The sequence below is a fragment of the Thalassococcus halodurans genome (assembly GCF_900108225.1).
GTDB classification, from domain to species: Bacteria; Pseudomonadota; Alphaproteobacteria; order Rhodobacterales; family Rhodobacteraceae; genus Thalassococcus; species Thalassococcus halodurans.
This window is the reverse complement of record NZ_FNUZ01000011.1, coordinates 1-12,491: the sequence shown is the minus strand read 5'-3', so window position 1 is coordinate 12,491 and position 12,491 is coordinate 1. Positions and strand designations below refer to the sequence as shown.

Here is a 12,491-nt window from a genome sequence, read left to right as displayed (position 1 = left end):
GTTAACTCGGAACCCTGTGGATAAGTTTCAAGAAGACAGCGAATTCACGATTTCTTGTGCAGCTTTCCGCGGATCGGCGGCTTTCCAGATCGGGCGACCCACTACGATGTGGTCCGATCCGTTGTCGATCGCCTGACGCGGGGTGGTCACGCGTTTCTGGTCGCCAAGGTCGGCACCCACAGGGCGCACGCCCGGCGTGACGATCAGTTTGCCTTCAGCTTCCGACAGTGCACGGATACGGGCGGATTCCTGCGGCGACGCGATGACACCATCGGCGCCGGCCTCAAGCGCACGGGCCGCTCGGGTTTCCACCAGATCGGCCACATCGCCCGGAATGATCAGCCCGTCGTCCAGATCCTTGCGGTCCAGAGAGGTCAGGATCGTCACCGCCAGAATTTTCATGTTGCTGCCTGCCGCACCTTCTTTGGCAGCACGGACAACGTGGGGGTCACCGTGAACCGTCAGGAAATCCAGATCGAACTGTGCCAGACCACGTACAGCGGCCTCGACCGTTGCGCCGATATCGAACAGCTTCATGTCCAGAAAGATACGCTTGCCGTGATCCTGCTTAAGCTCGTTCGCCAAGGCGAGGCCACCACCTGTCAGCATACCCAGACCAATTTTATAGAAAGAAACGGCATCCCCGATCTCTCCTGCCAGATTCAGACCGGCAAGGGCGTTGGGCACATCAAGGGCTACGATGAGGCGATCATCGGACATGGGCATTCCTTTTCTTGGCTGGTGACGGGGTCGGCGATGTCGCTAGCGCAGGTTTCGTGTGAAGTCGAGATGAAGCGCGCAAAACGCCGATGAGATCAGCAAATAAAGGGGTTTTTGATCGGTCTTCCCGCGCGGCATATGGGCGATGACATTTTCGTGCAATTTTTACCTGTTGCAATCTTGCATCGGTTGAATTCGCTCCCCATCTTAATCTCGAGGCCCCGAAAGGGGGATGTGCCGCAATGGTGGGCATCCGGAAACAGGGGCGCTTGGAAAAGGAGACAGCGATGAACTTAGAGAAGTTCACGGAGCGGTCGCGCGGCTTTATTCAGGCCGCTCAGACCATTGCCATGCGGGAAAGCCATCAGCGCATTGTTCCCGAACATATTCTAAAAGCACTGCTAGACGACGATCAGGGCCTGGCGTCCAATCTGATCACCCGCGCCGGTGGCGCGCCGGATCGTGTGCGTACAGCAAACGAAACTGCGCTGGGCAAGGTGCCCAAGGTGACGGGCGACGCAGGTCAGGTCTATCTGGATTCGGCGACAGGCCGTGTTCTGGACGAGGCTGAAAAGATCGCGACCAAAGCAGGTGACAGCTTTGTGCCCGCTGAACGCATTCTTATGGCGTTGGCGATGGTGCGCTCTGGCGCGAAAGACGCGCTTGAGGCCGGTGCCATCACAGCACAGAAGCTGAACGAAGCGATCAACGACATTCGCAAAGGCCGTACGGCGGACAGCGCTAATGCGGAAGAGGGTTATGACGCTCTTGCCAAATATGCGCGCGATCTGACCGAGGCAGCTGAGCAGGGCAAGATTGACCCGATCATCGGACGTGACGAAGAAATTCGCCGTTCGATGCAGGTGCTGTCGCGCCGGACCAAGAACAACCCTGTTCTGATTGGTGAACCGGGCGTGGGTAAAACCGCGATTGCCGAAGGTCTGGCCCTGCGGATCGTGAACGGCGACGTGCCGGAATCGCTGCGCAACAAACGCCTGATGGCGCTGGATATGGGTGCCTTGATCGCCGGTGCGAAATACCGCGGTGAATTCGAGGAACGCCTGAAATCTATCCTGAAGGAAATCGAAGCGGCTGCTGGCGAGATCATTCTGTTCATCGACGAGATGCACACATTGATCGGTGCAGGTAAATCCGACGGCGCGATGGATGCGTCCAACCTGCTGAAGCCTGCCTTGGCGCGGGGCGAATTGCACTGCGTTGGTGCGACGACGTTGGACGAATACCGCAAGCACGTGGAAAAAGACCCCGCGCTTGCCCGCCGTTTCCAGCCGATCGTGGTGCAAGAGCCGACAGTCGAAGACACCGTCAGCATTCTGCGCGGTATTAAAGAGAAGTATGAACTTCACCACGGTGTTCGCATCTCTGACTCGGCGCTTGTGGCGGCGGCGCAGTTGTCGCACCGCTATATCACAGACCGTTTCCTGCCGGATAAGGCCATCGACCTGATGGACGAAGCGGCTTCGCGTCTGCGGATGGAAGTGGATTCCAAACCGGAAGAGCTGGACCAGCTTGATCGTCAGATCCTTCAGCTTCAGATCGAAGCCGAGGCTTTGAAGAAAGAGGATGATGCAGCGTCTAAGGACCGTCTGGAAAATCTGGAACGCGAACTGGCCGAGCAGCAACAGCAATCGGCTGAGATGACTGCCAAGTGGCAGGCCGAACGCGACAAGCTGGCCTCGGCGCGGGATATCAAAGAACAGCTCGACCAAGCGCGTGCTGATCTTGAGATCGCCAAGCGTCAGGGTGATCTGGGCCGCGCGGGTGAATTGTCTTACGGCATTATCCCGGGTCTGGAAAAACAGCTGGCCGATGCCGAAGGTGCGGAAGAGGATGTCATGGTCGAAGAGGCCGTGCGTCCTGAACAGATCGCGCAAGTGGTTGAACGCTGGACCGGTATTCCGACATCCAAGATGCTGGAAGGCGAGCGGGACAAACTGCTGCGGATGGAAGATGCGCTGCATGGCCGTGTCATCGGTCAGGATCAGGCGGTTCGCGCCGTGGCAAATGCCGTGCGCCGTGCCCGTGCGGGTCTGAACGATGAAAACCGTCCGCTGGGGTCGTTCCTGTTTCTCGGGCCGACTGGCGTGGGTAAGACCGAACTGACCAAGGCTGTGGCCGAGTTCCTGTTCGACGACGACAATGCCATGGTTCGGATCGACATGTCCGAGTTCATGGAGAAACATGCCGTCGCCCGTCTGATCGGTGCGCCTCCGGGATACGTCGGTTACGACGAAGGCGGTGTTCTGACCGAAGCTGTTCGTCGCCGTCCGTATCAGGTTGTCCTGTTCGACGAAGTCGAAAAGGCGCATCCGGATGTGTTCAACGTGTTGTTGCAGGTTCTGGATGACGGTGTTCTGACCGATGGTCAGGGCCGTACCGTGGACTTTAAGCAGACGCTGATCGTTCTGACGTCGAACCTTGGGTCGCAGGCGCTGAGCCAGTTGCCTGAAGGGTCGGATTCGGCCAAGGCCAAGCAGGATGTGATGGACGCGGTGCGGGCGCACTTCCGCCCCGAGTTCCTGAACCGTCTGGATGAAACCATTATCTTTGACCGCCTCAAGCGCGAGAATATGGATGGTATCGTCGATATCCAGCTGGCGCGTCTGCTGAAACGGCTTGCTGCCCGCAAAATCCGGCTTGAGCTGGACGATGCTGCGAAAAGCTGGCTGGCCGAAGAAGGTTATGATCCGGTGTTCGGTGCGCGTCCGCTGAAACGGGTGATCCAGCGCAGCTTGCAGGATCCGCTGGCCGAGATGCTTTTGGCTGGTGACATCAAAGACGGCGAAGTGGTCGTTGTCGGGGCAGGTGCCGATGGTCTGATCATCGGGGATCGTGTGGCCTCATCCAACAGGCCACGGCCCGACGATGCAGTCGTCCATTAAATAAACAAGAAACCCGCCGGATTTCGGCGGGTTTTTCTTTGTGACGAAAGTTGATCCGTAAACTTTCGACTCTGTTCTGGCATTCTTCTGATTGCTGAATTAAAGGAGCCATCCGTTTGTTCCGAAGCCCACGGCATCGGAGCGATTTGCGCGGTTCTACTCCTACCCGGATCGCGCATGGGGAATGGCCGCCCGGGTTTTCTGGGCGGTCGGACCCGCCCTAAACTCCTATGAAACTTTGCGGTTCGGGCGTGCTTTGTGCCAAAACTCACAGATCGTTAATTCGAAATGTGTACACTTGTCGCTCTGTAAGAACGACTGGCGCAAGAACATTTGATTCATGGTTATCCAACTTTATTCGTGCGGTGCCTGCACCGCGCATCTGAAATTTGGCGCAATTCATTGTGACGTCTGCCGGGAAGAGACCCCCTTGTTTAACCGGCGGTACACATGGGTCATGGCTCTTTTCAGTGTAAGCGTTATGGCGCTGCTGGCCGCAATTATTCTGCGGGCTCCTGTCTGATTTTCAGACCCATCCTTTTCCCGAACTGACGCGGGGCGCCCCAAAAAGCGCCCCGTGTTCCTTGGCTGGGTGTGCCACTTACATCGGCGGCATGATCACCTTGTCTATGACGTGGATCACTCCGTTGGATGCCTCGATGTCCGCAGTGGTTACTGTGGCATCGTTCACCATGACGCCGCCTTCGGTCATGATCGTGATGTTGCTGCCTTCGACTGTCGCGGCTTCCATGCCGTTTGACAGATCGCCGGACATCACTTTGCCCGCGACCACGTGGTAGGTCAGGATCGACACCAGCTGATCTTTGTTTTCGGGCTTCAGCAATGTTTCAACGGTGCCTTCAGGCAGGGCCGCGAACGCGTCGTCTGTCGGGGCAAAGACTGTGAACGGGCCTTCGCCGCTGAGTGTTTCGGTCAGACCGGCTGCTTCGACTGCGGCGGCAAGCGTTGTGAAGTTGCCTGCCTCGACCGCGGTTTCCAAAATGGTTTTTGTTGCAGAGTGTCCACCGGCGAAAGCCTGAGTTGCCATCAGGGCGGCTGCGCCAACGCTTAGGAAAGTTCTACGAAACATGGTTAGTCCTTTAATGGTTGCGGATACCGGAATTGGTATCGTCGCTGACTACGAACGCGGCGGCGCTTTGGTTCATGCTCAAAAATCCGTGGGGCGGACTGGAAATTACCAAAGCGCGACTAAGCCTGCGCCGTTTTCGCCTTCAAGTGAAATCCATGTGATGGATCGTCAGCCTTTCGTGAGCGCCGACGCCGTTCGTTACAGTTTTGAACAAGGCTGTGAGGCCCCTTCTTTTTGCAGCGGCATGTGCCAAGTTAACTCCCAAGACCGAACGCAAAGGAGTGATGCGCGATGGCCCACCGCTGGAAGAACAATCTGACTTGGGATGATGTGACGCCCGAAGCGGCCTTTTTGAATCGCCGGCAAATCATTGCGGGTATGGCGGCCGGTGGTATCGCGGCGGGGCTGGGTCAGTCGGCATCTGCTGCCGAGGGATTGGAGCCCAATACGTGGGAAGAGATCACGACATATAATAACTTCTATGAGTTCGGGACGGGTAAGGGTGATCCGGCAAAGTATGCAGGAAGCCTGACGACCGACCCGTGGTCTGTCGAAATCGACGGCCTCGTCGACAAACCGGGCAGCTACGCGATGTCCGATATCATGTCCGCCATGACAACCGAGGAACGCATCTACCGTTTCCGCTGTGTCGAGGCATGGTCGATGGTCATTCCTTGGAACGGCTTTGAACTGGCTGATCTGCTGAATATGGCTGGTGTCCAGAGTGGCGCGAAATACGTGGCCTTCGAAACCGCTGTGCGCCCCGATGAAATGCCGGGCGTCGCGCGCAACGTTCTGGACTGGCCCTATGTTGAAGGTCTGCGCCTGGACGAAGCGATGCATCCGCTGACGATCATGGCGACGGGTATCTACGGAAAACCGATCCCGAACCAGAACGGCGCGCCGATGCGTCTGGTTGTTCCATGGAAGTACGGCTTCAAATCCATCAAGTCGATTGTCCGGATCACCCTGACCGAAGACGAACCGCCGACAAGCTGGAATAAAGCGAACGGTAAAGAGTACGGCTTCTATAGTAACGTGAACCCGACCGTGGATCACCCGCGCTGGTCGCAGGCGTCCGAACGCCGTGTTGGCGGCGGTCTGTTTTCGCCGCGTATCCCGACGCTGATGTTCAACGGATACGAAGAAGAGGTCGCCAGCCTTTACGAGGGCATGGACCTGTCCAAGTTCTACTAACCCACGACATAAGAAGGCGCCGGAATGATTCAGCAGCACATCAATCAGTGGGCACGGCAAATCCCGAGCTGGGTTGTCTACGTGCTGCTACTCATTCCAGCGCCCTGGTTCTTTTATCTGGGGGCCACCGGCGGTCTGGGTGTCGAACCGATCAAAGCGCTGGAACATGAATACGGCGAACTGGCGCTAAAGCTGCTGGTTGCGGGATTGGCAATTACGCCGCTGCGGACTCATCTGGGCATCAACCTGATCAAGTTCCGCCGCGCCATCGGTTTGATGGCCTTCTTCTATGTATCCGCCCATTTGCTGGTGTGGCTGGTTCTTGATGTTCAGATTGTCAGCCAGATCTGGGCCGACATTCTTAAGCGTCCCTACATTACGATCGGGATGGTCGGTTTCATTCTTATAGTTCCGCTGGCGGTGACATCGAACAACCGTTCAATCCGTACGCTGGGTCCGAAATGGCGGCAGCTGCACAAGCTGACTTATATGGTGGTGCTATCGGGGGCCGTTCACTTCCTGATGCTGGTGAAGGGGTTTCAGCTGGAACCCATCCTGTATCTGGCGGTGATTTTGGCTCTCTTGGCACTGCGCCTTCCGAAAAAACGACGAGTCGCTGCCTGAATCGGATGAATCGCATCTGACGAGTCGCTGCGATTCCGGTCCGATTCACAGTCTGATCCCTACAAATTGTGGGTAACCCTGTGGGTATCCACAAGTCTCGCAGAAATCCCGCCATCTGAGAGGCGAACTCGATTTGCGAAAATTGCGCCAAAGCGGCCTTCTTTGAAATTTTCAAAAAATAACCCATTGAAAACATGGGAAAATTCAGTTTTTTTGAAAAAAGGGGCGTTTTTTTGAATTTTCCACTTGCGGGTATTTGGTGTGTTACGTAAAAGCCCCCTCACCGGCGGCGCTGAGGCGCTAACGGGACGCCAGACGGGGCGGCGGCGGAGACGCTAGCGCAGACGAGGCGGACGAAATTTGAGGCATTGACGGGCGGGCGCGCCGATAAGTTAGGGCGCATCCGGTTCGGTTTTGTCTCTGGGTCTTACGGGATCCGTGCTCTTTGACATTGCTAATATCTGAAGAGATATGTGGGCGGTTTGGTTCATTCGATGGATCAGACGTCTGTATATCGCGCTCTTAGGCTTCGGCCGATGATAGAGTGTCAGCTTCACTGTCTTGTATGGACTTCGTTCTTTGAAGAACGATGTACATCAGACAGATGACTTCAACCGGTCTAGCCACCGGTTGAGATGTGCAGAGGTTCGAACGTCAAGGATAAGCAAGTAATTGCTTTTCAACTTGAGAGTTTGATCCTGGCTCAGAACGAACGCTGGCGGCAGGCCTAACACATGCAAGTCGAGCGCACCTTCGGGTGAGCGGCGGACGGGTTAGTAACGCGTGGGAACGTACCCTTTTCTAAGGAATAGCCACTGGAAACGGTGAGTAATACCTTATACGCCCTTCGGGGGAAAGATTTATCGGAGAAGGATCGGCCCGCGTTAGATTAGATAGTTGGTGGGGTAACGGCCTACCAAGTCTACGATCTATAGCTGGTTTTAGAGGATGATCAGCAACACTGGGACTGAGACACGGCCCAGACTCCTACGGGAGGCAGCAGTGGGGAATCTTGGACAATGGGCGCAAGCCTGATCCAGCCATGCCGCGTGAGTGATGAAGGCCTTAGGGTCGTAAAGCTCTTTCGCTGGGGATGATAATGACAGTACCCAGTAAAGAAACCCCGGCTAACTCCGTGCCAGCAGCCGCGGTAATACGGAGGGGGTTAGCGTTGTTCGGAATTACTGGGCGTAAAGCGCGCGTAGGCGGATTGGAAAGTTGGGGGTGAAATCCCGGGGCTCAACCTCGGAACTGCCTCCAAAACTATCAGTCTAGAGTTCGAGAGAGGTGAGTGGAATTCCGAGTGTAGAGGTGAAATTCGTAGATATTCGGAGGAACACCAGTGGCGAAGGCGGCTCACTGGCTCGATACTGACGCTGAGGTGCGAAAGTGTGGGGAGCAAACAGGATTAGATACCCTGGTAGTCCACACCGTAAACGATGAATGCCAGTCGTCAGCAAGCATGCTTGTTGGTGACACACCTAACGGATTAAGCATTCCGCCTGGGGAGTACGGTCGCAAGATTAAAACTCAAAGGAATTGACGGGGGCCCGCACAAGCGGTGGAGCATGTGGTTTAATTCGAAGCAACGCGCAGAACCTTACCAACCCTTGACATCCTGTGCTACATCCAGAGATGGATGGTTCCCTTCGGGGACGCAGTGACAGGTGCTGCATGGCTGTCGTCAGCTCGTGTCGTGAGATGTTCGGTTAAGTCCGGCAACGAGCGCAACCCACATCTTCAGTTGCCAGCAGTTCGGCTGGGCACTCTGGAGAAACTGCCCGTGATAAGCGGGAGGAAGGTGTGGATGACGTCAAGTCCTCATGGCCCTTACGGGTTGGGCTACACACGTGCTACAATGGCAGTGACAATGGGTTAATCCCCAAAAACTGTCTCAGTTCGGATTGTTCTCTGCAACTCGAGAGCATGAAGTCGGAATCGCTAGTAATCGCGTAACAGCATGACGCGGTGAATACGTTCCCGGGCCTTGTACACACCGCCCGTCACACCATGGGAGTTGGGTTTACCCGAAGACGGTGCGCCAACCTTTTAGGAGGCAGCTGGCCACGGTAAGCTCAGCGACTGGGGTGAAGTCGTAACAAGGTAGCCGTAGGGGAACCTGCGGCTGGATCACCTCCTTTCTAAGGATGTTTCTGGATTTGATAGCTTGCTATCAACGTGAAGCACTTAGCAAAAAACCGGTACCTTTGCCGGTTATATATCGGGACCAGGCCGTCCTCATATCTCTTCAGAACAGTGGTGACACGAGCTTCCGGCTCGTTACCGGTGACCTGCTTGCAGGACCATGGGTCGGTAGCTCAGGTGGTTAGAGCGCACGCCTGATAAGCGTGAGGTCGGAGGTTCAAGTCCTCCTCGACCCACCACCTGCACTTAGATGGGGCCTTAGCTCAGCTGGGAGAGCGCCTGATTTGCATTCAGGAGGTCAGGAGTTCGATCCTCCTAGGCTCCACCACTTACCCGATTTGATCGAACAGCAGTTTATGACTTCTGTTCCGTCCAATCGGACACAGCGGCAATCGTCAGATTGCAGCGCATTGACATCGTTTAGAGAGATACAAATATCAACCTTGCTTGGTTTGCTGAAGTGACAGTGAACCTCAGTTGGTTCCCCTTCGGGGGAAGGCACGTAACGGGCTGCTTCCTCAACCTGTTTCTGTGTATCCCAGCTTGAAACGAGCAAGTGTTGTCCAAGTCAAGTACACTAACCCGGTGCACTATACAGTGCACCATGTCCACATCGACAGATGTGGGCGGGAAAGTATGCTTTTGATCCGGAATAGAGGTGCTAGCTGAACCAGCATGGCGCCGTGATAGACCTTCGGGCCTGTCTCTTTCTGGATCAAATCAAGCGCGAGAAGGGCGTTTGGTGAATGCCTTGGCAGTAAGAGGCGATGAAAGACGTGATACTCTGCGATAAGCCATGGGGAGCTGAGAATAAGCTTTGATCCATGGATTTCTGAATGGGGCAACCCACCTGAATGTTTGTTATTATTGCCTTTCGGGGCAGCTAATAACAGGCATAACCAGGTACTTATAGACTGAATACATAGGTTTATAAGAGCAAACCCGGGGAACTGAAACATCTAAGTACCCGGAGGAAAGGACATCAATAGAGACTCCCCTAGTAGCGGCGAGCGAACGGGGACCAGCCGAGTCCTGAGAGTGACCAGAACATGTTGGAAAGCATGACCATAGTGGGTGACAGTCCCGTATGGGAAGCTCAATGGAACGTATTAAGTAGGGCGGGACACGTGAAATCCTGTTTGAAGATCGGAGGACCACCTCCGAAGGCTAAGTACTCCTTACTGACCGATAGTGAACCAGTACCGTGAGGGAAAGGTGAAAAGCACCCCGACGAGGGGAGTGAAACAGTACCTGAAACCGAACGCCTACAATCAGTCGGAGCATCCTTGAGATGTGACGGCGTACCTTTTGTATAATGGGTCATCGACTTGGTCTATCTAGCAAGCTTAAGCCGTTAGGTGTAGGCGCAGCGAAAGCGAGTCTTAATAGGGCGTCGAGTTAGATGGATCAGACCCGAAACCGAGTGATCTAGGCATGACCAGGATGAAGGTAAGGTAACACTTACTGGAGGTCCGAACCCACACCTGTTGAAAAAGGTCGGGATGAGTTGTGCCTAGGGGTGAAAGGCCAATCAAACTCGGAGATAGCTGGTTCTCCGCGAAATCTATTTAGGTAGAGCGTCATCCGAATACCCCGGGGGGTAGAGCACTGGATGGGTAATGGGGCCCCACAGGCTTACTGATCCTAACCAAACTCCGAATACCCGGGAGTACTAGATGGCAGACACACTGCGGATGCTAACGTCCGTAGTGGAGAGGGAAACAACCCTGACCTACAGCTAAGGCCCCTAATTCATGGCTAAGTGGGAAAGCAGGTGGGACGACCAAAACAACCAGGAGGTTGGCTTAGAAGCAGCCATCCTTTAAAGATAGCGTAACAGCTCACTGGTCTAAATAAGTTGTCCTGCGGCGAAGATGTAACGGGGCTCAAGCCATGAGCCGAAGCTTAGGATGCCGTAAGGCATGGTAGCGGAGCGTAGTGTGACATAGTCTCATTCCTCCTTCGATCCTTCGGGATCATTGGAGGAGAGAGGCTTTCTGTGAAGCCGGGCTGTAAGGCATCCGGTGGAGAGATCACTAGTGAGAATGATGACATGAGTAGCGACAAAGAGTGTGAGAGACACTCTCGCCGAAAGTCCAAGGGTTCCTGCTTAAAGCTAATCTGAGCAGGGTAAGCCGACCCCTAAGGCGAGGCCGAAAGGCGTAGTCGATGGGAACCAGGTTAATATTCCTGGGCCAGATGGAAGTGACGGATCTCGAAGGTAGTTCATCCTTATCGGATTGAATGGGCTGCTTAGATGTCCCTGGAAATAGCTCCATCATTAGATCGTACCCTAAACCGACACAGGTGGACTGGTAGAGAATACCAAGGCGCTTGAGAGAACGATGTTGAAGGAACTCGGCAAAATACCTCCGTAAGTTCGCGAGAAGGAGGCCCGGTTCCTAGGCAACTAGGGGCTGGGGGCACAAACCAGGGGGTGGCGACTGTTTATTAAAAACACAGGGCTCTGCGAAGTCGCAAGACGACGTATAGGGTCTGACGCCTGCCCGGTGCCTGAAGGTTAAAAGGAGGGGTGAGAGCTCTGAATTGAAGCCCAGGTAAACGGCGGCCGTAACTATAACGGTCCTAAGGTAGCGAAATTCCTTGTCGGGTAAGTTCCGACCTGCACGAATGGCGTAACGACTTCCCCGCTGTCTCCAACATCGACTCAGCGAAATTGAATTGCCTGTCAAGATGCAGGCTTCCCGCGGTTAGACGGAAAGACCCCGTGCACCTTTACTACAGCTTCACACTGGCATCAGGCACAACATGTGCAGGATAGGTGGTAGACTTTGAAGCAGGAACGCCAGTTCCTGTGGAGTCATCCTTGAGATACCACCCTTGTTCTGCTTGATGTCTAACCGCGGTCCGTTATCCGGATCCGGGACCCTGTGTGGCGGGTAGTTTGACTGGGGCGGTCGCCTCCTAAAGCGTAACGGAGGCGCGCGAAGGTTGGCTCAGAGCGGTCGGAAATCGCTCGTTGAGTGCAATGGCAGAAGCCAGCCTGACTGCGAGACTGACAAGTCGAGCAGAGTCGAAAGACGGCCATAGTGATCCGGTGGTCCCAAGTGGGAGGGCCATCGCTCAACGGATAAAAGGTACGCCGGGGATAACAGGCTGATACTGCCCAAGAGTCCATATCGACGGCAGTGTTTGGCACCTCGATGTCGGCTCATCTCATCCTGGGGCTGGAGCAGGTCCCAAGGGTATGGCTGTTCGCCATTTAAAGAGGTACGTGAGCTGGGTTTAGAACGTCGTGAGACAGTTCGGTCCCTATCTGCCGTGGGTGTAGGATACTTGAGAGGAGTTGCCCCTAGTACGAGAGGACCGGGGTGAACGATCCACTGGTGGACCAGTTGTTATGCCAATAGCAGTGCTGGGTAGCTATGATCGGACAGGATAACCGCTGAAGGCATCTAAGCGGGAAGCCCCCCTCAAAACAAGGTATCCCTGAGAGCCGTGGAAGACCACCACGTCGATAGGCCGGAGATGTAAGTGCAGTAATGCATTCAGTTGACCGGTACTAATGGCTCGATAGGCTTGATTTGATCCAGTAAAAGACAGACCCGTCTATTTACTGCTCAAAAGCATACATCCCTACACACATACTTGACTTGGTTATCGCTCTTAATCAGAGCGATTGAGGTTTTTACTCGGTTTGGTGGTCATAGCACGAGCAAAACACCCGGCTCCATTCCGAACCCGGCCGTTAAGTGCCGTCGCGCCAATGGTACTGCGTCTTAAGACGTGGGAGAGTAGGTCACCGCCAAACCTAGCAAAAACCTCAAAACAGTGTCTCTCACAAACGATGA

Annotated in this window: 5 protein-coding genes, 2 tRNA genes and 3 rRNA genes; 8 read left to right on the top strand and 2 right to left on the bottom strand. The window is 54.9% G+C overall.

The features are described from left to right. Positions 1-27: 27 nt before the first annotated feature. The gene (gene pyrF, locus C4S59_RS19200) at positions 28-720 is read right to left on the bottom strand and encodes an orotidine-5'-phosphate decarboxylase (RefSeq protein ID WP_103911967.1); all 693 of its coding nucleotides are present in this window, start codon (positions 718-720) and stop codon (positions 28-30) included. 287 nt (positions 721-1,007) lie between these two features. On the opposite strand from pyrF, the gene clpB reads away from it, so the two are divergent. Further along, on the top strand, positions 1,008-3,623 hold the full coding sequence (clpB, locus tag C4S59_RS19195) for an ATP-dependent chaperone ClpB (RefSeq protein ID WP_103911993.1): 2,616 nt from the start codon (positions 1,008-1,010) through the stop codon (positions 3,621-3,623). Positions 3,624-4,224: 601 nt separating this feature from the next. On the opposite strand, the gene C4S59_RS19190 is transcribed toward clpB, so the two are convergent. After that, positions 4,225-4,713 carry a fasciclin domain-containing protein gene (locus C4S59_RS19190; RefSeq protein WP_103911966.1) on the bottom strand — a complete coding sequence of 163 codons (489 nt, stop codon included), beginning with the start codon at positions 4,711-4,713 and terminating at the stop codon, positions 4,225-4,227. Positions 4,714-5,004: 291 nt separating this feature from the next. Between C4S59_RS19190 and msrP the strand changes: the two genes are divergently transcribed. The 7 genes from msrP to rrf all read left to right on the top strand — a co-directional run bounded on the left by msrP (position 5,005) and on the right by rrf (position 12,451). Next, complete coding sequence (gene msrP / locus C4S59_RS19185; protein WP_103911965.1) at positions 5,005-5,910, top strand: protein-methionine-sulfoxide reductase catalytic subunit MsrP; 906 nt, start codon at positions 5,005-5,007, stop codon at positions 5,908-5,910. Between the two features lie 24 nt (positions 5,911-5,934). Further along, on the top strand, positions 5,935-6,534 hold the full coding sequence (gene msrQ / locus C4S59_RS19180; RefSeq protein ID WP_103911964.1) for a protein-methionine-sulfoxide reductase heme-binding subunit MsrQ: 600 nt from the start codon (positions 5,935-5,937) through the stop codon (positions 6,532-6,534). Positions 6,535-7,214: 680 nt separating this feature from the next. Beyond that, positions 7,215-8,675, top strand: a 16S ribosomal RNA gene (locus C4S59_RS19175). Between the two features lie 166 nt (positions 8,676-8,841). Then, positions 8,842-8,918: transfer RNA gene (locus tag C4S59_RS19170), tRNA-Ile, on the top strand. A gap of 13 nt (positions 8,919-8,931) precedes the next feature. After that, positions 8,932-9,007: transfer RNA gene (locus tag C4S59_RS19165), tRNA-Ala, on the top strand. Positions 9,008-9,397: 390 nt separating this feature from the next. Continuing rightward, positions 9,398-12,227, top strand: a 23S ribosomal RNA gene (locus C4S59_RS19160). Between the two features lie 109 nt (positions 12,228-12,336). Continuing rightward, positions 12,337-12,451: ribosomal RNA gene (gene rrf / locus C4S59_RS19155) — 5S ribosomal RNA — on the top strand. Together the 16S, 23S and 5S rRNA genes with 2 tRNA genes alongside form the textbook arrangement of a ribosomal RNA operon. The last annotated feature ends 40 nt before the right edge of the window (positions 12,452-12,491 follow it).